Below are 22,683 nucleotides of genomic sequence, written 5' to 3'. Positions count from 1 at the left end.
TGCGGCGTGTTGCCACATGTGACGGCCATCCGATACGTGACGCCGCTGCGCGAGGGCGGGTCGCTGCCGGGCATCGTCGAGGCAGACGATCTCGGCACCTACGTCATGAAGTTCCATGGCGCCGGGCAGGGGCGCAAGGCCCTGATCGCCGAGGTGATCGCGGGCGAGCTGGCACGCCGGCTCGGCTTCCGGGTGCCCGACCAGGTGCTCATCGACCTCGACCCGGCCCTCGGACGGCACGAGCCCGACCCCGACGTGCAGGATCTGCTGAAGGCCAGCCCCGGCTGGAACCTCGGCGTCGACTTCCTGCCCGGGTCGCTCGGGTTCGACCCGCTGGGGTGGAAGCCCGACCCCGGGTTCGCCTCCCGGGTGCTGTGGTTCGACGCGTTCATCGGCAACGTGGACCGCAGCTGGCGGAACCCGAACATGCTGGTCTGGCACGGCGACCTGTGGCTGATCGACCACGGCGCGAGCCTCATCTTCCACCACGCCTGGTCGAACGCGGCGCGGCTGTTCTCCGGGCCCTACGACGTGGACGACCATGTGCTGACACCGTACGCGAAGGAGCTGGAGGCCGCCGAGGCGGAGCTGGCTCCGAAGATCACCGAAGCCCTGCTGCGCGAGGTGACCGGGCTCGTGCCCGACCACTGGCTGGAGGGCGAGCCCGGGTTCGGCAGCCCGCAGGCGGTGCGGGACGCCTACCTCGACGTCCTGCTGCCGCGCGCCGGGAAGCCGCGCGACTGGCTGCCCGCCACCGACGTGAGCGGGCACCGGCAGGACAAGGCGTCCCAGCGCGGCAGGAACCGGCCCGAATGGCTCGGCGGCGCCCCGTGAGCAACATCAGGACGGCGGCGGAACCCACGGTGTTCGAGTACGCGGCGCTGCGCGTCGTCCCGCGCGTCGAGCGGGGCGAGGTCATGAACGTGGGCGTGGTGGTCTACTGCCGGGCGCTCGACTATCTCGGGTGCCGCACGCATCTGGACGAGCGGCGCCTCCTGGCCCTGGACCCGTCTCTGGACCTGGACGGCGTCCGGTCGGCGCTCACGGCCGTGGACGCCGTCTGCTGCGGCGGCGAGCACGCCGGCCAGGCCGCACAGGAGACCCCGGGCGCCCGCTTCCGCTGGCTGACCGCCCCCCGCAGCACGATCGTCCAGCCCGGCCCCGTCCACGCCGGCCTGACCGACGACCCGAAGTCAGAACCGGACCGCCTCCTGAACCTGCTGGTCAAGTAAGAACAACCCGCATCCGCACGCGGGCGCGCGACCTGAGGCGGAAGCGAGCCGAAGGCGAAGCTTCAGCCGAAGATCGCGGAGCGATTCGCGCCCGCACTTTCACGATTCGCCCCCGAGCCGCCAGGCGAGGGGGCGAGGTCGGGAAAGCAATGAATCACGTCCACTCCCAGCGGATGCCGTGGTAGCCGGCGGCCATGCCGAACTCGATGAAGTGGACGCTGTGGTAGCTGGACATGCGCAGGTCGGCCGAGTCCTTGAGGGCGGTGTTGCCGTCGGGACGCCACGTCCGGTAGCAGCGGGCGGGGAGGGTGGCCGGGTGGAACCGGACCTCGATGAGGAACTCGTGCTGCGGCGTGCGGAAGCCGCGTCCCTCCTCGGTCACCGGCGGGCCCGTCTCGTCGAATCCGAAACCGTACTCCAGCAGGTAGGTCTCGCCGCGGCCGAGCGCCCGGTCGAACAGCAGCTCGGCGGCGATGAGGCCGCTCGCCTCGTCCATGCGGACGCGCCCGAACCGGCAGCCGCGCGCGGTTCGCGAGGACGGCAGGATGCCGTGCGGGTGGTGGTAGACGGCGGTCCAGCGGTCGACGCCCCGCTGCTGCGCCTGGAACACCGCCCGGGACCGGACCTCGCGCAGTTCCCGGCGCCGCCCGATGGTGTGCTGGTCGTGCAGGCTGAGTCCGGTGAGCTGCCGCTCGCCGCGGTCGCCGATCTCGTCGAGCAGGTCGCGGACGCCCGGCTCGGGGCACAGCTCCTCCACCGGCAGCCACGCCCCGGCGGAGCGCTCGGCGGTGGGCCTCAGCAGCGTGAGCAGCGAATGGCGCGGCAGTTCGAGGATGACTTCGAGGCCGCGGACGGCGCGCATCGAGTCGGCGCGTTCGGGACGCGTCCGGCCGCGCTGCCAGTAGCTCAGCGTGGACAGGCTGACCGCGATGCCCTGCTCCTCCAGGCGGCGCCGCAGCGAGTCGAGGCTGAGGCCCCGGGCCTGGATGGCCGCGTGCAGGGCCACGTTGAAAGGACCGTACTGCAGTACCTGGAGGAGATCGTCCTCCGCGACACTCTGCACCGCTGGCCTCCGGATCTCGTCCGGCCGGCCCCCGCATGACGGCCTTGACTCCTGCGCTTGCGACTTCAGCGCTCACTGTAAGGCCCAGGGGGCCCGATTCCAACCGGCAATTTCCGACAACCGCGCCCCGGAGCTAGTGCCACTCCCATTCGATGCCAACGATCCCGCGCCGCACCGCCCCGGCCGCGAAGTTCGCGCTGCCGGACGTGCCGATCCACAGCTCGGCGAGGCGCCGCCGCGGCGACCGCGAGCTCTCGGCGGTGAAGCCGTAGCAGCGCGCGGGGAGCCGGCCGCCCGCGAACTGGATGATCGCCACGTAGTCGTGGACGGGGTGGGGGAAGCGCCGGTCGCAGCTGTCGGGCGGGGGTTCTCCTGCGAGTCCGAGCTCGTACTCGACGACCGCGGTGTCGCCCGCCGACAGGACGCGGTCGAAGACCAGCTCGAACGCCATCATCCCGCCCTCGGCGCGGATCCGCCCGGGACGGCAGTACCGCACCTGCGCGAGACCGGCGTTCCCGGCTCCGGCCTCGTGGACGCACACGACCCGGTCGATGCCGTCGCCCGCCGCGCGCAGGACGGTCCGCACCGACAGCGTCCAGGAACGGCGGACGTCGTCCAGCCGGTACACGTCGTGGATGCTGAGCCGTTCGAGCCGGTGGTCCCCGGACCGGTCGAGCTGCCCGACGAGGCCCGCGTACCCGTCCGGGTCGGGCCACAGCTCCCGCACCGGGCGGCCGCGTTCGGCGGCGCCGGACGGGGCCGCCGCGAGGGCGCCGCGGACGGCGGGGGCGGGATCGTCCAGCAGCTCGGTCAGGGTCCCCGGCCGCATCTGGAGGATCTCCTCCAGTGCCACGACGACGGCCCGCGACCGTGGACGGCTGCGGCCGCGCTGCCAGTAGCTGAGGGTGGCCACGCTCACGGCCAGCCCGCGGCGGCGGAGCCGGTGGCGGATCCGTTCCAGGGTCAGCCCGCTGGCCTGGATGGCCTGCCGTAATGCCCCGGCGAACTCCACGGGCGGATCGTACCGGGGATGAATCCCTCAGAACAGGATCGACATGAAGGAACCGACCTCGGTGAACCCGACGCGCCGGTAGGCGGCCCGCGCCCGCGTGTTGTAGTCGTTGACGTACAGCGACACGGTCGGCGCGACGCCGCGCAGCGCCTCCCGCACCACCGCGGACATCCCGGCCACGGAGCGGCCCTCGCCGCGCAGCTCGGGCGGCACCCACACGCCCTGCACCTGGCAGGCCCGGGGTGTGACCGCGCCGATCTCGGCCTTGAACATGACGCGGCCGTCCTCGATGCGGGCGAACGCGCGGCCGTCGCGGATCAGCTCGGCGACCCGCGCACGGTAGAGCACTCCCCCGTCGCCGGCGTTGGGCGAGACCCCGACCTCTTCGGTGAACATCGCCACACAGGCCGGGTAGACCACGTCGAACTCCTCCATCCGCACCCGCCGGACGCCGGTGTCGGACGGCGCGTCGGGGACCGCGGAGGTGGCCATCACCGGCTGGTCCGTGCGGACGGCCCGGGGCGCCCCCCAGTACGGCGAGAGGATCTCCCACAGCTCGCCGACGGCGTCGACGGGCCCGACGATGGACGAGCAGCGCCGCCCCTGCCCCCGGGCCCGTTCGGCGAACGCGCGGACGGCCTCCGGCCCCGCCGCCACCGGGATGAGGTTCGCGCCGGAGTAGCACAGCGAGGTGAGGCGCCCGTCGTGGAGGTAGCCCCACATCTGGGCGCCGAGACGGCGCGGGTCGAGCCCCGCGGCGTGCACGCGGGAACTGACGAACACGTTGGACACCGGGTCGGCGTCCAGGATCGCGAGGGCCTCCGCCCGGTACCGGTCGTCCAGCACGCGCACCGGCATCGAGCCCAGCATGCGCACGGCTACCGGCTCCGCGACGGGGACGACCCCCGTTCGGCCCTCACCAATGAAAGCACCACGTGGACAAGCCTATGTCGTCCGCGGTCCGGGCACCTCACGGGCTCGGCCATCGCCGGACCGCGACGCCGCGGCGCCCGTGACAGGACGGGCGGAGAACGTTCAGTGGGGCGCGGCGGCGTGTTCCGGGCCGCCGGGCTTCTCGGCCGCGGCGGCCGCGGCCTCGGGCGGAGGGCCGGCCGCGCACTCCGCGTCCGGGCCCAGCCGGCTCGCGGGCAGCTCGCCGCTGCCGAGGTAGGCGGCGACGGCCCCGTCCACGCACGCGTCTCCCGACAGGGAGACGCCGTGGTCACCGCCGCCGGTCTGGACGAGCAGCCGGGACGTCGGGAACCTGCGGTGCGTCTCCAGCGCCCCCGCGTACGGGGTGGCGGCGTCCTCGGTGGCGTGGACGAGCAGGATCGGCGGGAGCGACGGCGTCCCCCGCACCTCCGGACGCGGCCCGCCCGGCACCGCCCAGAACGCGCAGGGCGCGTTGTACCAGGTGTTGCTCCAGGTCTCGAACCGGTGGCCCTGCCGGAACAGGCGCTCGCTGTCGGCGTGCCAGCGGCTCCAGTCGCGGGGCCAGGGCGCGTCGCGGCATTCCACGGCGGTGTAGGCGGCGTAGGCGTTCTGTTCGAGGCGCCCGGGCGGCCGCCATGCCTTGCGCAGCGGGGCGGGGTCGTCCCGGACGACGTACGCGGACAGGGCCTCCGCGTGCGCGGGCCAGCTCTGGTCGGCGTAACCGTCGGCGAGGAAGACGTCGTCCAGTTCGGCGGGGCCCACCTTCCCGCCGATGGGCTCCTTCTTCAGGGCTGCGCGGACCTTGGCGTAGGCGGCGGCGACCTCTTGCTCCGTCGTCCCGAGCCCGTAGGTCTTGTGGTGACGGGCGATCCACCTGAAGTACGCGCGGATCCGCTTCTCGAACGCGACGTTCTGGTCGAGGTTGTTCTCGTACCAGACGCCGCTGGGGCGGACGACGCTGTCCAGCACCATGCGGCGGACCCGTCCGGGGAACATCGTCGCGTAGACGGCGCCGAGGTAACTGCCGTACGAGTAGCCGAAGTAGTTGATCCTCTCCTGGCCGAGGGCCCTGCGGATCACGTCCATGTCGCGGGCCAAGTCGGCCGTGCCCATGTGCGGCAGGATCGCCCGGTGCCTCTCGGCGCAGTCGTCGGCGTAAGCCTCGGCTCTGGCCGTCCACGCCCGCTCCTCCTCCGCGTTCGCGGGGATGGTGTCGGGGCGTGCGCGGCCGGGGTTCTGGTAGCTCGGGTCGCAGGCCAGGGAGGGCTTGCTCGCGCCGACGCCGCGCGGGTCGAAGCCGATCCAGTCGTAGGACGCGGCCACCTTCCCGGGCAACGCGTCCTTGATGACGGTCGGGAGGTCGCGTCCGTGTGCGCCGGGCCCTCCGCGGTTCAGCAGCACCACACCCTGGGACTCGGGCGCGGTGTGCCGGGCACGCGTCAGTTCGAGCGTGATCTGCTCGCCGTCCGGACGGTCGTGGTCGAGCGGCACGCGGACGGCCGCGCACTGGAGGCCCTTCAGGCGGGGGCCTTCCACCGGGTCCTTCGAGGGGCAGGGCTTCCAGGGGAGGCCGGCGGGCCTCGGGGCGGGTTCGGTTCCGCGATGTCCCGCGGCGGCGGCCTCCTGCATGGCCGCTCCGGCGAGCCCCAGCGCGAGCGCGGCGGCGGCCGTCCCGGCGGCGGCCCTCTTTCCAGCGTCGTTCAGCACCCCGGCTTTCTACCGGGGCGGCGCCCTGAACCGCGTGACCCCCTGGATCGCGCGATTCCCGTCCGAACCGGGACCCGCCCGGCCGAAGAGGCGGCGGAAACGGCGGGCGGTGCCCGCCCGCCCCGTGGAGGGGCGGGCGGGCACGCCACCGGTTTCCGCGGGCTACGGGCGCCCGACCGGAAGGTCCTTGCCCGCGGGTGCCACGGGCGCGGACTTCAGCTGGACGGCCGTCGGGTCCGGGTCGTTGAGCTCCGGAACGGCCTCGCAGTAGGCGTCCGGTCCGCGGCGGGAGCCCGGCAGCGCGCCGGTGTCGAGGTACGCCGCGACCTTGTCGTCCAGGCACGCGTTGCCGTTGAGCGTGTTGGAGTGGGTCTTGCCTCCGACCTCGAACACCAGCCGCGAGGACGGGAAGACCTTGTGCATCTCCAGGCCGCCCTCGACCGGCGTCGCCGCGTCCTTGGTGGACTGGACGAGCAGCATGCCCGGCAGGTCCTTGGCGCCCTTCAGCTTCAGCCGCGGGCCCCCGTTGAAGGGCCAGAAGGCGACGGGCGCGTTGAACCAGACGTTCCCCCACGTCTCGAACGTGTAGCCCTGCCGGTGGAGCTTCACCGCGTCGCGGTGCCACTTGCTCCAGTTGCGGGGCCACGGGGCGTCGGCGCCCTGGACGGCGAGATAGACCGCGAAGTCGTTGTCCTGGCCGCCCGGGTTGAGGTAGGCGAGCAGTCCGGAGGGGTCCCCGTCGTTGATCCAGGCCGAGAGCGCCTCGGCGAACGGGATGTAGTAGCCCGTGTTGTAACCGGCGCTGAGCAGGATGTCGGTCAGCTCCGCCGGGCCGATCTCGCCGCCGATCGGCGACTTCTCCGCCGCGTCCAGCGCCTTGTAGTACTTGGCGCGGACGGCCTTCTCGGACGTGCCGAGGCGGTAGACCGAGTCGTGCTCGGCGATCCAGGCGAACCAGAGGCGGATGTTGCGCTCGAACGCCTTGTCCTGTTCGAGCTGGCCCTGGTACCAGACGTTCTTCGGGTTGACGTTGCCGTCCATCACCATCCGCTCCACGCGCTCGGGGAAGAGCGTGGCGTAGGTGGCGCCGAAGTAGGTGCCGTAGGAGAACCCGTACCAGCTGATCTTCTCCTGGCCGAGGGCTGCGCGGATCGTGTCGATGTCGCGCGCGGCGTCGGTGGTGCGCATGTGCGGCAGCAGCCGGCCGAACTTCTTCGCGCAGTCCTGCGCGTACTTCTTCGACCTGGCGATCCAGGCCGCCTCCTCGCGCCAGGAGTCCGGCACGTAGGCGGGGCGGATCGGATCGTTGTAGCCGGGGTCGCAGGTGAGCGCGGGCTTGCTGGAGCCGACACCGCGGGGGTCGAAGCCGATGATGTCGTACTTGGCCGCGACGTCGGCGTGGCCGGTGTCGCCGATCCAGCGGGCGAGCGCGGGCGCGTAGGCGAGGCCGGAGCCGCCGGGACCGCCCGGGTTCACGAACAGGACGCCCTTGTAGTCCTTCTCGTCGGTGTGCTTGAAGCGCGACACCGCGATGGAGAGCTTGCGGCCGCCCGGCTCGCTGTGGTCGAGGGGCACGTCGACCTGGGCGCACTGGGCCTTGTTCATCGGGTCGTCAGGGCCGCTGACCTCGCACGCGCCCCAATCGATCTCCTGTGCCGCGATCCCGGCACCGGCGCCCGCGGGGCCGGTGTCCGCGCTCGCGGCGACGACGGCGCCGGTGCCGCCGAACGTCACGACCGCTGCGGCCGCGACGAGAACGATCCTTTTCACTTGACCCCCTCAGATCGGCGGCTCCGGCTGGCCCGATACCGGGACCGGAGGGGGAGCTGCGCCGATACATAGCGGATGCGGATTGCGTGGAGATTGTCCGTTCTTCGCCCCTTATGACGGCAAGGGCCGGGGTGACTGGATACGCAATCGTGACAAGATCATCGGAACTTCGTGATCAGCCGGGACGTTCGGCGTTCCGCGCGCAGGGGGCGGCCGGGCGCCGCGCATGCGAAAGGGCCCCGGGTTCGCGCCCAGGGCCCCTCGTGAGTCACGGCATCAGCCGACCACGGGGTCAGCCGACCATGGGATCAACTGACCACGACGTCGGCGCCGGGGCCGGAGACGGAGCCGTCCTCGCCGATCTCGACGCCCATCTCATCGGCGATGCGCATGGCCTCCTCGATCAGGGTCTCCACGATCTGCGACTCGGGGACGGTCTTGATGACCTCCCCCTTGACGAAGATCTGGCCTTTGCCGTTGCCGGACGCGACACCGAGGTCGGCCTCACGCGCCTCGCCCGGACCGTTCACCACGCAGCCCATCACGGCGACGCGCAGCGGGACGGGGAAGTCCTTCAGCCCGGCGGTGACCTGCTCGGCGAGCGTGTACACGTCCACCTGCGCACGCCCGCACGACGGGCAGGACACGATCTCCAGCCCGCGCTCGCGCAGCCCGAGCGACTCCAGGATGGCCGTGCCGACCTTGACCTCCTCGACCGGAGGCGCCGAAAGGGACACCCGGATCGTGTCGCCGATCCCGGCGGCGAGCAGCGACCCGAACGCCACCGCGGACTTGATCGTGCCCTGGAAGGCCGGGCCCGCCTCGGTGACGCCGAGGTGCAGCGGGTAGTCGCAGGCGTCCGCCAGCTGCCGGTACGCCTCGATCATCACGACCGGGTCGTTGTGCTTGACCGAGATCTTGATGTCGCGGAAGTCGTGCTCCTCGAACAGCGAGCACTCCCACAGCGCCGACTCCACCATCGCCTCGGGCGTGGCCCTGCCGTACTTCTCCAGCAGCCGCTTGTCCAGCGAACCGGCGTTCACGCCGATGCGGATCGGGACGCCGGCGTCCTTGGCCGCCTTGGCGATCTCACCGACCCGGTCGTCGAACTTCTTGATGTTGCCGGGGTTGACCCGTACGGCCGCACAGCCCGCGTCGATCGCCGCGAACACGTACTTCGGCTGGAAGTGGATGTCGGCGATGACGGGGATCGGCGACTTGCTCGCGATCGCGGGAAGCGCGTCCGCGTCGTCCTGCGACGGGCACGCCACCCGCACGATCTGGCAGCCCGACGCGGTGAGTTCCGCGATCTGCTGCAGCGTCGCGTTCACGTCGGCGGTGACGGTCGTGGTCATGGACTGCACCGACACCGGGGCGTCGCCGCCCACCGGCACGTTCCCGACCATGATCTGCCGGGACCGGCGGCGCGCCGCGACGGAACCCCGCGCCCCCTGACCGCCGCCTTCTCCGCGAACGCTCGGAATTCCCAGTGAAACGCTCATCCCTCTCCTCTTGCTTGCCGGCCCCGGTTACAAAGCCTAAGCGCCCGGCGCGGCTGAGTTGACGGCACCCGGCGACCAACGGTGTGACCATACGGATGCATTGCGTGAACATTTCGTGTCAGCCCGGTAGCCGGAGCGGATTGAACAGGTCGGCGAGGATCAGCAGCACCCCGAACCCCACGAGCAACAGGACGACGAGGTAGGTCAAGGGCAGGAGCCTGGTCATGTCGACGGTGCCCGGATCCGGACGGCCGCGGATCCGGTGCAAGCCCGCGCGGGCCCGCTCGTAGGCCACCACGGCGAGATGGCCCCCGTCCAGCGGCAGCAGGGGAAGGAGGTTGAGCGCCCCGAGGAAGATGTTCAGCGAGACGACCAGCGACAGGAACAGCGCGAGCTTGTCCTTGGTGCCGGCGCCTTCGGACGCGAAGATCTGGCCGGACACGTCGGTGGCGCCGACCACGCTGCCGACCTGGCCGCCGGGCGAACTCTCCCGGTCGGGCGAGAACAGCCTCGGGATCGCCGAGGGCAGGTCCACCACCACCTCGCCGATGCCGGAGAGGATCCTGCCGATGCCCTCCGCGGCGAACACCGCCGCGTTCAGCGGTCCCGTCCGCTCGTATCCGGCGCCGACGACCTTCGAGGACACGCCGACGAACGGCTCCCCCTCCACGTCCGCGAGCGTGACCGGCAGCGTCACCGGCCGCTCCGCCCCGGGCCGGCGCACCTCCAGCCGCACCGTCCGCCCCGGCTCGGCCCGGTCGATCGCCTCGGTGAGGTCCCTCCAGTCGGCGACCGGCGATCCGTTGAAGGAGACGACGCGGTCCCCGGCGCGCAGCCCCGCCCGCGCGGCTGGCGACGGCGGGCGGCCCTCGTCGCAGGCCGCGCGCATCCCGGCGGGCACGCACGGGGAGACCTCGGCGACCGTGCTGGTCGCGGTGCCGGGCTCGCGGACGCCGATCGTCATGGCCATCGCCATGAGCAGCAGGAACGCGAACAGGAAGTTGGCGACGACGCCCGCGCCGATGACGATCGCGCGGCGCGGGGCGGGCTGCCGGTAGAACGCCCGGGGACGGTCGGCCGCGTCGATCTCCTCCAGCGGCGTGTACCCCACGATCTTGACGAAGCCGCCCAGCGGGATCGCCTTGACGCCGTACTCGGTCTCGCCGCGCCGCACCGACCACAGGGTCGGCCCGAAACCCACGAAGTACTGCGTCGCCTTCATCCCGAACCGCTTGGCGGTGAGCAGGTGCCCGCCCTCGTGCAGCATCACCGACGCCAGCAGCGCGACGACGAACGCCACCGCGCCGAGGAGGAAGGCCATCCGGTCCCCTTGGGTTCGCCCCGGGCGGCCCCCGGGGTCAGTCGGTCGCGGTCAGTTCCGTGGTCCTGGTCCGCGCCCAGTCGTCCGCCGCCAGGACGTCGTCCAGCGTCAGACCACCGGCCGGGCCCGGACCGCGCTCGTCCCGCCCGCCGTGCTCGTCCACTACCCGCGCGACCGTGTCGACTATCCCGAGGAACGGGAGCCGTCCCGCGCGGAACGCGTCCACACATTCCTCGTTCGCGGCGTTGTAAACGGCCGGGTACGTCCCGCCCAGCTCACCGGCGCGCCGCGCCAGCGCGACCGCGGGGAACGCCTCGTCGTCGAGCGGGAACAGCTCCCAGGTGTGCGCCCTGGTCCAGTCGACCCCCGGCGCGGCGTCCGGGACGCGGTCCGGCCAGTCGATGCCGAGCGCGATCGGCAGCCGCATGTCGGGCGGGCTGGCCTGGGCCAGCGTGGAGCCGTCGGTGAACTCGACCATGGAGTGGATCACCGACTGCGGGTGAACCATGACCTCGATCCGGTCCATCGGGACGTCGAACAGCAGGTGCGCCTCGATGACCTCCAGCCCCTTGTTGACGAGGGTGGCGGAGTTGATCGTGACGACGGGGCCCATGTCCCAGGTCGGGTGGTTCAGCGCCTGCTCGGGGGTGACGCCGGTCAGCTCGTCGCGGCTCCGGCCGCGGAACGGGCCGCCGCTCGCGGTCAGCACGAGCCGCCGGACCTCCTCGGCGCGGCCGCCGCGCAGGCACTGGGCGAGCGCCGAGTGCTCGGAGTCGACCGGGACGATCTGCCCCGGCCGCGCCCGCCCCTTGACGAGCGGGCCGCCGATGATGAGCGACTCCTTGTTGGCCAGCGCGAGCGTCCGCCCCGCATCGAGCGCGGCCAGCGTGGAGGCCAGGCCGAGCGCGCCGGTCACACCGTTCAGCACCACGTCGCACTGCCACGCCGCGGCCTCGGCGACGGCGTCCGGTCCCGTCACGATCTTCGGGATGGGGTAGTCGCCGGAGGCGTAGCCGCGCCGCTTGGCCTCGGCGTAGAAGGCCAGCTGGAGATCCTGCGCGGCGGACGCCTTGGCGACGGCGACGATGTCGGGCCGGAACTCCAGCGCCTGCTCGGCCAGCAGATCGACCCGTCCGCCGCCGGCCGCGAGGCCGGTCACCCGGAACCTCCCGGGGTTGCGGCGGACCACGTCCAGCGCCTGGGTGCCGATCGATCCGGTGGAGCCGAGCACGACCAGCTCGCGGGCGGGCGCGTCGGGGCTTGAGGGAGACATCACCGCTCCATTGTCGGGCATCCCGGCGCGCGGGTCCCGTCTCCGCCGCGGCTCAGCGGGAGTCCACGAGGGGAAGGCGCAGGACGAGGCGGGTGCCGTGCCCGTCGGCGACGTACAGGCGCCCGCCGTGGGCGACGGCGAGTTCCCGGGCGATCGCGAGGCCGAGCCCGCTGCCGCCGTCGGCGCGGCTGCGCGCCGAGTCGAGGCGGGTGAAGCGCTCGAAGACCCGGTCGCGGTCGGCGGGCGGGATGCCGGGCCCGTCGTCGCGCACCTCGACGACGGCCTCGCCCGGCTCGCCCCGCACCTCGACCTCGATCAGCGTGGCGGCGTGCCGCTCGGCGTTGGCGAGCACGTTGAGCAGCACGCGGCACAGGCGCGGACGGTCGGCCCCGACGAGCAGACCCTGCTCCGCCTTGACCGTGGTCGGGACGGGCGCGCTCCGGCGGCCCACCTCGGCCTCGACCAGCGCGCCGATGTCGAGCGGCTCCCTGGCGGGCGTGTCCCCGGAGTCCAGGCGGGCGAGGACGAGGAGGTCCTCGACGATCAGGTGGAGGCGTTCGACGTCGCGAAGCGAGTCCCTCAGCGTGTCGGCGGCGTCGCCGTCCTCCGGGGCGCCGAGGGCGAGTTCGATCCGGGTCCGCAGCCCGGTGATCGGCGTGCGCAGTTCGTGCGAGGCGTCGGCGATGAACGCGCGCCGCCGCAGGGCCGCGTCCTCCACCCGGTCGAGGAGCCCGTTGACGCGGGAGGCGAGCCGCTCAGCGCCCTCGTCGGCGGACGGGACCGTGACCCGGCGGCTCACGTCGCAGTCCTCAAGCGCGGCGAGCTCCCCGTCGATCCGCTCGACGGGGCGCCTCGCCCGGCGCACCGCCCGCGACACGCCCCAGCCGAGCACCGCGAGAGCGGCGAGGCACAGGAGGACCATGACGGCCACGAGGACCCAGGTGCGCGCCGCGTCCGCGAGGAGGAGAAGCGCGAGGGCCGCCGCGGTCACCGAGGCCGCCAGCAGGGAGCCGGGCGCGCCGATCGACGCCGGCGTCCCGCGCGCCCGTGCGGAGCCGGGCCCGTGCGGCCGGACGCGCGCCACGGCGTTCCGGACCGACATGTCTCCTTTGTACGCAATAACACTCAAAGGACGAGCAAAGAGCCCGGCCGGTGATCGCATGCTCCGGGTCTGGAAACGCCCTGGCCGGCGGCCGTCCCGCGCCCCGCGGGGGTCGCCCGGCCGGGGACATAGCGCGGATGACCTTGAACGGACGCGCAACACAGTGGGCTTTGCCGCCATTTTCACCGTCGGTAGCGGTGACAACACTCTTCCCCGCCTATAAAGGAGGCACGTGACGTCGACTCCCGTCAGGGGGAGGGCATGGGCCAGACAGGCGAGCCGATCGTGGACCCGGGCGGGCTGAACGCGGCCCAGCGCCTGGGAGACGCCTGCGTCGTCTGCCGCAAGAAGTGGCCCCGGCCGCGCGTACGCGTGGGCCGCCTGCCGGATTCGACCGGGGTGTTCGCGTGCGATGACTGCGCACCCGCCCCGCCGGTACCCCGCGCACGGCGGGATCTCCGGGAGCCCGTCACGGACGCGGGCCGGCCGGCCGGGGAGCGGCCGCCCGCGCGGACGGCGGCGCTGGGCGCCGTCGTCGTGGAGGTCTCTCCAGGGAGAAGGGTGACCCGGGCGTTCGGGGGGAAGTCCGGGACCACCTGACAGGCGCGCCCGGCTGGGGGCGGCCGGGCGCGCCGGAGAGACCCTCCCCGCCGGGGGTCCGCCGGCCCGCGAACGTCCCCCGCGTGCGTTGACGCCGCGCTAGAGCTTCGTGGACTCGATCCAGGTCTTTCGCCACTCGGCGTAGTCCGTGCAGTCGTTCTTGTCGGACTCGCCGTCGCAGGCCTTCGTGGGCGCGTGCGCGAAGAGGACCTTGTCGAGGTAGTCGCGGTCGCCGACGTGGTAGGCGCCGCAGAAGCCGGGCTTGAGGCGGTCGCCGGAGCAGGCCTGCGGGTTGGCGGGCGCCACCCCGGTCCACTCGGCCACCTGCTGCTGGACGTCCGGCGACGCCGTCCACTGCAGCCACTGGTACATGCAGTTGGGATGCTCCACCCGGGCGCCGATCATCCACGCGTCCATCCAGCCGGTCACGCCCTCGGAGGGGACGACGCCCTGGACGGGCCGGGAGGCGCGGGTCAGGACGTCCACGTGGTAGGGCCAGGCCTGGCCCAGCGTGGCGCGCCCGCCCGCGAACGCGCTGACCGCGTCGGCGGGCCGCTCCCAGTACTCCTCGACGTGCGGGCGCTGCTCGGCCAGGACGCGCCCGGCGGCCTCGAGCTGCTCGGGCGTCAGCGAGTACGGGTCGCGGATCTTCAGCTTGGGCCGCTCACCCTTGAGGTAGAGCGCGGCCTCGGCGATGGCCAGCGGGCTGTCACGCATGATCAGCTTCCCGGAGGTCCGGCCCGTCGCCGCCGCCCCGGCCTCGGGGTCGAACAGCGCGGCCCAGCTCGCCGGGGGCGGGACGGAGCGGGTGTCGTACATGAGGAGGTTGGAGCCCCACACGTAAGGGACGCCGTACTGCTTGCCGTCCCGCCTGAGCAGGCCGCGCAGCTTGGGCTCCAGCTTCTTGTAGCCGTCCACGAGGTCGGTGTTGACGGGGGTGACCTGGTTCTCGGCGATCAGCTGCCCGGCGACCTCCGGCGGCGCGGCGACGCCGTCGTAGCGGCGGTTCCGGTCGCGCATCAGGTCGGCCACCTCCTCGGGCGTCTGGGCGACCTTCAGCCCGATCTTGCAGCCGGTGCGCTCCTCGAAGGGGGTGACCCAGTCGACGCGCGGATCGCTGGAGCCGCTCTCGATCGACCCGGGCAGCGTGACGAGGTTGAGCATCCCCTCGCCCGGCCCCAGGGTGCTCGCCACCCGGGAGACGCCGCGCGGCTCCTCGTCGCCGCCGCTGCAGGCGACGAGTCCCGCGGCGCCGAGCGCGGTGGCCGCCGCCAGGGCCGACCACACCTTGACCCACGCCGTGGCCTTCAGCCGCATGTCGCTCCCGATCCTTGCCCGGGGCCCCTCCCCCTCGTGCACGGGCCCGTCGGCGAGCGTAGCGCCTCCGGCGCGGGAAGGAGGCCCCTACCCGTCCGGGAGGCGGCCCGCACCGCGCCCGGCCGCCATTCGGACCCGCGCCGGCGGCCGCGCACGAACCGATCGCCGGTTTTCTTCGATTTCTCCGCCGACTTGCCATGGCACGCCGATGATTACCGAAGATCACGACTCCGGTGTTTCACGTCATGTTTCCCGGAGGTAAGGCCGATGTAGCCATTGAACGATGATTCGGCCCGCGTTTCCGCGACTCATTGCCGCACGGGTGTTTTCGGACGTGTTGTTAATGGAGAAACCGCCACGACCCCGGGGAACGGCGGGTGCTGGCGTCCGCGCCATACACGGAGGTTGCTGGAGAGGGATATGGCGCGGGCTGCCGTCCGTACCCGGGGCCGCGGCGGCACCGGCGGGCGTGGCGAGGTTGGGGAACAGCGGATCACCTTGCAGTGCTGCCTGGCCACGCGATCGCCGGTACCCGGCCGAACGGCGACGGTGTGACGCCCTCGAGACGACGGAGATTCGAGGGACGTCGCACGTCAGGCCGGGTGTCGCGGGGCGACCGGTGAGGGTCGCGGGATGCCGGAAGGGGGATCGGTGCGGTCTGCTCAACCACCTCTATCCGTGCGATCAGGCGTTGCGGGGTGTCGGCCTCGAGGAAGTCGCCGACGTCGCGGCCCTTCGGCGGCAGCGCCCACCAGCGGCCGGTGAAGAGGCCGAACCAAATGGTCCAGCCCGGAAAGCGCCTTGCGAGCGCGTCCACCTCTGCTGCATGGTCGACTGCGGTCATAGCGCGGCTCTCCTGCACATCGGCCCCACCGGACTCCGGCGGCTCCGGACCTCATGTTTTCTTGACTGCGTGCCCTGACTTTTTATTTCGCCTCATTTAATGCGGACAGTCAGATTGTGTCGCCCGTCACAGAGCCCGTCAATGCATGTTGGCATTATTCGTCGCCTCCCGGTGGACGAAAATTGACGACGGAATCCGACGCCCGTGGGAAAATCCCGTACCGCGCCGGCCTGGGGTTTCTCACGGTGAGGCGAGGGACTCTCACCCGGCGCGACGACCACCCGCCTCGTTTGAGGCTATTTGCCGGAATCAGACCGTTTCGCCGTTTTCACTCGGACGAACGTACGGCCGGTCGCGATGGACCGGCCGTACGTTGGATCGGTCCGCGGGAAGGACCGGGGGGTTCAGCCGCTGGTCGGGAAGCCCAGGTTCACTCCCCCATGGCTCGGGTCCAGCCAGCGGGCGGTGACGGCCTTCGTCCGGGTGTAGAAGTGGACGCCCTCCATCCCGTGGGCGTGACTGTCACCGAACAGTGAGTCCTTCCACCCGCCGAAGGAGTAGTAAGCCATCGGGACCGGGATCGGCACGTTGACGCCGACCATGCCGACCTCGACCTCGTTCTGGAAGCGGCGCGCCGCTCCGCCGTCGTTGGTGAAGATCGCGGTGCCGTTCCCGTACGGGTTGGCCGAGATCAGCTCCATGCCCTCCTCGTAGGAGCCGGCCCGCACGACCGACAGCACCGGGCCGAAGATCTCGTCCTTGTAGGCGTCCATCTCCGGGGTCACGTGGTCGAGGACGGTGGGGCCGAGCCAGAACCCGTCCCCCGCGCCCCCGAGAACGTCCGGGTCGCGCCCGTCGACGGCGAGCGTGGCGCCCTGCGCGACACCGCCGTCCAGGTAGGACGCGACCTTGTCGCGGTGCTCCCGCGTGACGAGCGGCCCCATCTCCGCCTCCGGATCGTCGCCCGGCCCGACCGTGAGCCCGGCGACCCGCTCCCGGATCCTGGCCATCAGCTCGTCGCCCACCGGGTCGACGGCGACGACCACGGAGATCGCCATGCACCGCTCCCCCGCCGAGCCGAACCCGGCCGACACGGCGGCGTCGGCGGCGAGGTCGAGGTCGGCGTCCGGCAGCACGAGCATGTGGTTCTTGGCGCCGCCGAGCGCCTGCACCCGCTTGCCGTTCGCCGCCGCCGTCTCGTAGATGCGGCGGGCGATCGGGGTGGAGCCGACGAAGCTGACCGCCTTGACGTCCGGGTGGTGCAGCAGGCCGTCCACCGCCGCCTTGTCGCCGTGGAGGACGTTGAACACCCCGTCCGGGAGGCCGGCCTCGGCCCACAGCTCGGCCAGCCGGACCGACGCCGACGGGTCCTTCTCCGACGGCTTGAGGACGAACGTGTTCCCGCACGCGATCGCCACCGGGAACATCCACATCGGCACCATCGCCGGGAAGTTGAACGGGGTGATCCCGGCCGCCACGCCGACCGGCTGGAGGATCGAGTAGGCGTCCACCCGGGTCGAGACGTTCTCCGAGAACCCGCCCTTGAGCAGGTGCGGGATGCCGCAGGCGAACTCGACGACCTCCAGGCCGCGGGCCACCTCGCCCGCCGCGTCCGAGACCACCTTGCCGTGCTCGGACGAGATCAGCCGGGCCAGCTCGTCCCGGTGCTCGTCCACCAGCTCGCGGAACCTGAACAGCACCCGCGCCCGCTGGGAGAGCGAGGTGTCGCGCCAGCCGGGGAACGCGGCCTTGGCGGCGGCCACCGCGGCGTCGATCTCGGCCTGCCCGGCGAAGTCGACCGTCCCGGCGACCCGTCCCGACGCGGGCTCGTAGACGTCGCCGCGCCGGGCGGCCTCACCGGCGTGCGGCTTGCCGCCGATCCAGTGCGTGACGTGCCTGCTCCCGGTCGTGCCGGTCCCGGTCATGATGCGGCCTCCCCGTTCACGGCTTCGAGGGACGCGATCAGGATGCCCAGGCCCTCGGCGGCCTCGGCGTCGGTCAGGTTCATCGGCGGCGCCATGCGCAGCACGTTGCCGTACAGGCCGCCCTTGCCGACCAGCAGCCCCCGCTCGCGGGCCGCCTCCATCACCGCGGCGGTGAGCGGCGGGCTCGGCTCGCCCGTCCCCGGGTCGGCGAGCTCGATCGCGAACATCAGGCCCTTGCCGCGCACGTCCTGGACGATGGGGAGCCGGCCGGCGGCCGACTCCAGCCCGCCGATGATCGTGGCGCCCTGCTTGGCCGCGTTCGCCTGCAGATCGCGGTCCAGGACGTAGTCGAGGGTCGCGTTCGCGGCGGCCATGGCGACCGGGTTGCCGCCGAAGGTGGAGATGCCGACCGTGTGCAGGGCGTCCATCAGCTCTCCCCGCGCGACGACGCCGCCGACCGCGAAGCCGTTCCCGAGGCCCTTGGCGAACGTCATCATGTCCGGGGTCACGCCGTGGTTCCCGATGCCCCAGAAGCTCTGGCCCGTCCGTCCCCAGCCGGTCTGGACCTCGTCGGAGACGAACAGGATCCCGGACTCGTCCAGGACGCTCTTGTAGGCCGCGAACAGGCCGTCCGGCGGCATCGTGAAGCCGCCGACGCCCTGGACCGGCTCGGCGATGAGCGCGGCGACGTCCCCGCCGGTCGCGGTGGCGAGCACGTGCCGGAGGTCGTGCACGCACGCGTCGGTGTACGCCTCGTCCGACATCCCGGCGAACTGCGGGAGGTGCCGGTCGGCGCCGTGCAGGAAGTGCGCGTTCAGCGGCGAGTAGGACAGGTTCGTCCAGGCCCGGTTGCCGGTGACGCCCGTCGCGCCGAACGACCGGCCGTGGTAGCTCTGCCGCATCGCGAGGACCTGGTCGCTGCGCCGCGCGTACGCGGCCAGCAGCAGCGCCGTTTCGTTGGCCTCCGTCCCGGAGTTGGTGAAGAACACCTTCGCGTCCGGGATGCCCGACACACGGGCGATCTTCTCGGCCAGCTCGATCTGCCCGCGCAGCAGGTACGCGGTGGAGGTGTGGACGACGCCGGTGGCGATCTGCCGCTCCACCGCCTCGCGCACCTCGGGCAGGTCGTATCCGAGCATGTTCGTGAGGATCCCCGTGAAGAAGTCGAGGTAGCCGTTCCCCTCGGCGTCGGTCACGCGGCTGCCCTTGCCGCCGACGATCTCGATGGGTCCGGTGTAGTTGAGCGCCATCCACGACGGCATGACCGCCCGGTGGCGACTGAGCAGGTTCGCGTGTTCCGACATGCCTCCAAGTCTCGTTCCCGCAGGCCGCCGCGGCCACCCGCAGAGTGTCACGACCCTGCGTCTCCGCTTAACGCTCTGCTGGCGGGCTGACACCCTGTAACGGTCGGTCCGTCGCCGCTTGACACCCTGTCGGGATATCCTCGTGGCGATGCTGCCCACTGTCGACGACGTGCTCCGGCTCGAGGCGGTCCGCCGCGGGCAGCCGCGGGTCGTCGCGGGCGGCGACCGCACCGGCAACCGGGTCCGCTGGGTGCACGTCGCCGAGATCGCCGACATCGCGCACCTGCTCCACGGCGGCGAGCTCGTCCTCACCACCGGGATCGCGCTGCCGGACGAGCCCGAGCGGCTGCGCGCCTACATCGGCGAACTCGCCGACGTCGGGGTGAGCGGCCTGATGATCGAGCTGGGCCGCCGCTACGCCACCGAGCCCCCGCCCGCGCTGATCGCCGCCGCCGAGGAGCACGGCGTCCCGGTGATCGTCCTTGCCCACGAGCCCGCGTTCGTCGACATCACCGAGTCCGTGCACGCCCGGATCGTGCAGGACCAGTTCGCCGAGCTGCGGGCCTCCGAGCAGCTCCACGAGATCTTCACCCAGCTGTCGGTCGAGGGCGCCTCCACCGACGAGGTCGTCCGGCAGGTCGCCGCCCTGGGCGGGCACCCGGTCGTCCTGGAGAACCTCGCCCACCAGGTCCTCGCCGCCGACACCGGCGGCGCCGACCCGTCCGAGCTGCTGTCGGCGTGGGAGACGCGCTCGCGCGCCGTGCGGCCCGGCGGCCGCACCGGCTACGACCGGGCGTCGGGGTGGCTGGTGACCATGGTCGGCGCGCGCGGCGAGGACTGGGGCCGCCTCATCGTCGACCTCGGGTCACCGCCGTCGCCCCGCGAGACCGTCCTGATCGAGCGGGCCGCCACCACCCTCGCGCTCGGCCGCCTGCTGGACCGGCACGCCGAGAGCGTCGAGCGCCAGGCGCACGGGACGATCATCGCCCGCATCCTCGCGCACGCCTACGCCGACCCGCAGGAGGCCGCCGCCCGCGCCCGCGCGCTGGGCGTCCCGCTGTCCGGCCGCCGGCTGCTCGGCGCGGTCCTGCGGCACCGCGGGCCCGGCACGCCGGCGCCGCCGGCCGGTGAGCTGTCCGCCCTCGCCGAGACGGCCGCCGCGGCCTGCAAGGAGGCCCGGCTCGCCGCCCTCGTCGGCGTGCTGGACGAGGGCGGCCCGCACGCCCGCGTCGGCGTCCTGGTCTCGCTGCCCGCACGCGCCGACGTGGAGACGGCGCTCACCGAGGTCGCCACCCGCGTCCGCGGGCGGTCCGGCGGCACGGTCATGGCGGCCGGTTCCGTCGTCGAGACGATCCGCGACGTCCGCCGCTCCTTTCTGGAGGCCGAGCAGGTCGCCGACGTCGCCGCGCGCGGCTCCGGCACCCGCCTCTTCTACCGCCTTCCCGACCTGCGCCTGCGCGGCCTCCTGCATCTCCTCCGCGACGACGCCCGCGTCCAGACGTTCGTGGAGCGCGAGCTCGGGCCCCTCCTGCAGTACGACGCCAAGCACGACAGCGACCTGACCCGCATCCTGGAGCTCTACCTGGATGCCGGGCGCAACAAGGCCGTCGCCGCCCAGCAGGCCCACCTGTCCCGTCCCGCCTTCTACGAACGGCTCCGCCGCATCGAGCGCGTCCTCGACGCGGACCTCGACGACGTGGAGTCCTGCGTCTCCCTCCACGTCGCCCTGCTGGCCCTCAGCTCCGTCCGCTGGGAACGTCCCTGAACGGTCCGTTCCGGGGGGTGTGGGGGGTCGCCCCCCACCGGAGACCGGCCCAGGCTGGCCAGTGAAGGACGTCCAGGATCAGCGCCTTCCGCATACTCTTCACTCCATGACGGACGCCGCATTGCATGTTCATCGGTATGGGGATCCGGCGGGCCCTCCGGTCATCGTGCTGCACGGAGTCACCGGGCACGGCGCGCGCTGGCGGCGCACGGCCGAGCGGTACCTGGCGGACCGGCTCGTCCTGGCTCCCGACCTGCGCGGGCACGGGAGGTCCCCGCACGAACCGCCGTGGACGGTCGAGCGCCATGTCGCCGACGTCCTGGCCGTGATGGACGCCGAAGGACTGGAGCGGGCCGACATCGTCGGGCACTCCTACGGCGGGATGATCGCGCTGCATCTCGCGCGCACGGCACCGCGCAGGCTGCGGCGCCTCGTCCTGCTGGACCCGGCGATCGGGCTGTCCCCGGCGGACGCGGCCCGGGAGGCGCGCGAGTGCATGGTGCCGGTCTCGTTCGGCGACGCCGCCGAGGCCCGCGCCTTCCGCGCGGGCCGCTGGCCCGAGGCCCCGGACGAGGCGGTGGACGACGACGTCGCCGAGCACCTGGAGCAGGGCCCTGACGGGCGCCTGCGGTGGCGGTACGAGCCGGCCGCCGTCGTCACCGCGTACTCGGAGATGGCCCGTCCCCACCTGACGCCGCTCGCGGAGACGCCCACGCACCTGGTGATCGCGACGCAGGCCGACTTCGTGCGGCCCGAGTTCGTCGTCGACTGCCGCACCGCGCTCGGCCCCGCGCTCGTCATCACCGAGATCGACGGCGGGCACATGCTCTACACCGACCGCGAGGAGGAGACCGGCACACTGCTCGGCACGTGGCTGGCCGACTGAACGCGGGTGCCCGTCCCGCCGGCGGACGGGAACGTCAGCGCTTTCCCAGCAGCCGCCGGAGGCCGGGGTCGGTGGCGAACAGGCGGTCCAGCTCGTCGGCGCCGACCCGGTCGGCGAGGATCTGCAGGGCGATGTCCTGCCGGACGTACTCGGCGGCCATCAGGGCGACGGCGGGGTCGGCGGTGTAGACGCCCCACGCGGCGCCCGCCCCGAAGCCCCCCACGACGGCCTCGCGCCGGTCGCCGACCACCACGATGAGCCGGTACCCGAGTTCCTCCAGAACCGCTTCGGGCGCCGAGTAGCGGTGCTCGTGGACGTTCCCGGGCCCGTCGAACGGCTCCTTGCCGAACGACACGACCGATACCTCGACGTCCCGCCCGGCGGCCTCCAGGACGGCGCCGCGCAGCGTCCGCATCTCCTCCGGCCAGACCGACATGAACAGGTCGCGCCGCGCGCCCGCCACGACGTCCCCGGCCCGGTCGAGCATGGCCTCGGCGTCCTTGAGGTTGTGGATCAGGTGCCCCTCGGGCGCCGCCGCCACCGCCGGCAGCGCCGACCGCAGCGCCGACACCGACCCGTCGAACTCGCGGCGCATCCGATCCAGCAGGGACTCCGGCGGCAGCGGCAGGTACTCGGTGCCGTCGGAGGACCCCCGCACCTCGTACGCCGCGCCACGGGCCACGAGCTTGCCGAGCGTCTCGTAGACGGTGCTCCGCGGCACCCCGGAGCGCTTGGCGACCTCGTACCCGTTGACCGGCCGCCCCGCCCCGACCAGCGCCACGTACGCCTTGGCCTCGTACCCGGACATACCAAGCCGCTGCAAATGCTCAAGAACCCCCTGAACGCCCACGCCGCAAGGCTACGCGCCGACGCCAGGGCCGAAGAAGGGCGCGCTGCGACGAACGCAGCGCGCCCTCCTCACCCGTCACCGCGACCCGCGACGACCTCAATCGTCGCGATCATGTTCGGAAGCAGAACCCACTACCCGGCCGACCCCGGCCACCGCCGCAACCCCGCGCCGACCTGAAGCGTCGCGATCGCGTCCGAAGGCAGGTTTCGAGCCTGCGGGAAACCTGATCGCGCAGCGAGCCGCCAGGCGAGACGGAGCGATGCAGCGATCGCACGCG

19 protein-coding genes are annotated in these 22,683 nt (G+C 72.6%); 5 read left to right on the top strand and 14 right to left on the bottom strand.

What is annotated here, in order from left to right; all coding sequences use genetic code 11:
• Window positions 1-6: 6 nt before the first annotated feature.
• Window positions 7-834: a HipA family kinase gene (locus E1281_RS05205; protein ID WP_131875974.1), complete on the top strand. Its 828-nt coding sequence runs from the start codon at window positions 7-9 to the stop codon at window positions 832-834.
• Window positions 831-1,232 (top strand): DUF3037 domain-containing protein, encoded by a 402-nt coding sequence (locus E1281_RS05200; protein ID WP_279433593.1) that lies wholly within the window; start codon window positions 831-833, stop codon window positions 1,230-1,232. Before E1281_RS05205 ends, E1281_RS05200 begins: the two co-directional genes overlap by 4 nt.
• A gap of 154 nt (window positions 1,233-1,386) precedes the next feature.
• Here the strand turns inward: E1281_RS05200 and E1281_RS05195 are convergent, their stop codons facing one another.
• From E1281_RS05195 to E1281_RS05155, 9 genes are all read right to left on the bottom strand, one after another.
• Window positions 1,387-2,295 (bottom strand): hypothetical protein, encoded by a 909-nt coding sequence (locus E1281_RS05195; protein ID WP_131875972.1) that lies wholly within the window; start codon window positions 2,293-2,295, stop codon window positions 1,387-1,389.
• Between the two features lie 133 nt (window positions 2,296-2,428).
• Complete coding sequence (locus tag E1281_RS05190) at window positions 2,429-3,307, bottom strand: hypothetical protein (RefSeq protein ID WP_131875971.1); 879 nt, start codon at window positions 3,305-3,307, stop codon at window positions 2,429-2,431.
• 27 nt (window positions 3,308-3,334) lie between these two features.
• Window positions 3,335-4,177, bottom strand: a complete 843-nt coding sequence (locus E1281_RS05185) for a GNAT family N-acetyltransferase (protein WP_131875995.1) — start codon at window positions 4,175-4,177, stop codon at window positions 3,335-3,337.
• A gap of 165 nt (window positions 4,178-4,342) precedes the next feature.
• Window positions 4,343-5,947 (bottom strand): alpha/beta hydrolase, encoded by a 1,605-nt coding sequence (locus E1281_RS05180; protein ID WP_243716606.1) that lies wholly within the window; start codon window positions 5,945-5,947, stop codon window positions 4,343-4,345.
• A gap of 162 nt (window positions 5,948-6,109) precedes the next feature.
• Window positions 6,110-7,717 carry an alpha/beta hydrolase gene (locus E1281_RS05175; protein WP_243716604.1) on the bottom strand — a complete coding sequence of 536 codons (1,608 nt, stop codon included), beginning with the start codon at window positions 7,715-7,717 and terminating at the stop codon, window positions 6,110-6,112.
• Between the two features lie 308 nt (window positions 7,718-8,025).
• Complete coding sequence (ispG, locus tag E1281_RS05170) at window positions 8,026-9,219, bottom strand: flavodoxin-dependent (E)-4-hydroxy-3-methylbut-2-enyl-diphosphate synthase (protein WP_279433592.1); 1,194 nt, start codon at window positions 9,217-9,219, stop codon at window positions 8,026-8,028.
• A 118-nt stretch (window positions 9,220-9,337) separates the two neighbouring features.
• Window positions 9,338-10,540, bottom strand: coding sequence for a site-2 protease family protein (locus E1281_RS05165; protein ID WP_131875970.1), 1,203 nt, complete (start codon window positions 10,538-10,540; stop codon window positions 9,338-9,340).
• Window positions 10,541-10,577: 37 nt separating this feature from the next.
• Window positions 10,578-11,813: a 1-deoxy-D-xylulose-5-phosphate reductoisomerase gene (dxr, locus tag E1281_RS05160; RefSeq protein ID WP_131875969.1), complete on the bottom strand. Its 1,236-nt coding sequence runs from the start codon at window positions 11,811-11,813 to the stop codon at window positions 10,578-10,580.
• Between the two features lie 52 nt (window positions 11,814-11,865).
• Window positions 11,866-12,915: a HAMP domain-containing sensor histidine kinase gene (locus E1281_RS05155; RefSeq protein ID WP_165958792.1), complete on the bottom strand. Its 1,050-nt coding sequence runs from the start codon at window positions 12,913-12,915 to the stop codon at window positions 11,866-11,868.
• Window positions 12,916-13,176: 261 nt separating this feature from the next.
• Here E1281_RS05155 and E1281_RS05150 point away from each other — a divergent pair, with 261 nt between their 5' ends.
• The gene (locus E1281_RS05150; protein ID WP_131875967.1) at window positions 13,177-13,515 is read left to right on the top strand and encodes a hypothetical protein; all 339 of its coding nucleotides are present in this window, start codon (window positions 13,177-13,179) and stop codon (window positions 13,513-13,515) included.
• Window positions 13,516-13,614: 99 nt separating this feature from the next.
• On the opposite strand, the gene E1281_RS05145 is transcribed toward E1281_RS05150, so the two are convergent.
• The 4 genes from E1281_RS05145 to E1281_RS05130 form a co-directional block, all read right to left on the bottom strand.
• Window positions 13,615-14,832, bottom strand: coding sequence for an ABC transporter substrate-binding protein (locus E1281_RS05145; protein WP_131875966.1), 1,218 nt, complete (start codon window positions 14,830-14,832; stop codon window positions 13,615-13,617).
• Window positions 14,833-15,325: 493 nt separating this feature from the next.
• Complete coding sequence (locus E1281_RS05140; protein WP_131875965.1) at window positions 15,326-15,676, bottom strand: hypothetical protein; 351 nt, start codon at window positions 15,674-15,676, stop codon at window positions 15,326-15,328.
• A 404-nt stretch (window positions 15,677-16,080) separates the two neighbouring features.
• Window positions 16,081-17,601, bottom strand: a complete 1,521-nt coding sequence (locus E1281_RS05135; protein WP_131875964.1) for a CoA-acylating methylmalonate-semialdehyde dehydrogenase — start codon at window positions 17,599-17,601, stop codon at window positions 16,081-16,083.
• Window positions 17,598-18,905 (bottom strand): aspartate aminotransferase family protein, encoded by a 1,308-nt coding sequence (locus tag E1281_RS05130; protein WP_131875963.1) that lies wholly within the window; start codon window positions 18,903-18,905, stop codon window positions 17,598-17,600. The genes E1281_RS05135 and E1281_RS05130 overlap by 4 nt, the downstream gene beginning before the upstream one ends.
• Window positions 18,906-19,053: 148 nt before the next feature.
• Here E1281_RS05130 and E1281_RS05125 point away from each other — a divergent pair, with 148 nt between their 5' ends.
• Both E1281_RS05125 and E1281_RS05120 read left to right on the top strand, forming a co-directional pair.
• Window positions 19,054-20,670, top strand: a complete 1,617-nt coding sequence (locus tag E1281_RS05125; protein ID WP_131875962.1) for a PucR family transcriptional regulator ligand-binding domain-containing protein — start codon at window positions 19,054-19,056, stop codon at window positions 20,668-20,670.
• A gap of 166 nt (window positions 20,671-20,836) precedes the next feature.
• Window positions 20,837-21,556, top strand: coding sequence for an alpha/beta hydrolase (locus tag E1281_RS05120; RefSeq protein ID WP_207943111.1), 720 nt, complete (start codon window positions 20,837-20,839; stop codon window positions 21,554-21,556).
• 34 nt (window positions 21,557-21,590) lie between these two features.
• Here E1281_RS05120 and E1281_RS05115 read toward each other — a convergent pair whose 3' ends face one another.
• Window positions 21,591-22,406, bottom strand: a complete 816-nt coding sequence (locus E1281_RS05115) for a helix-turn-helix domain-containing protein (protein ID WP_279433591.1) — start codon at window positions 22,404-22,406, stop codon at window positions 21,591-21,593.
• Window positions 22,407-22,683: the final 277 nt, after the last annotated feature.

This window comes from Actinomadura sp. KC345, assembly GCF_004348515.1.
In the GTDB taxonomy this organism is placed as follows: Bacteria; Actinomycetota; Actinomycetes; order Streptosporangiales; family Streptosporangiaceae; genus Spirillospora.
The sequence above is the reverse complement of the archived record's forward strand: the minus strand, read 5'-3'. Positions and strand labels throughout refer to the sequence as shown.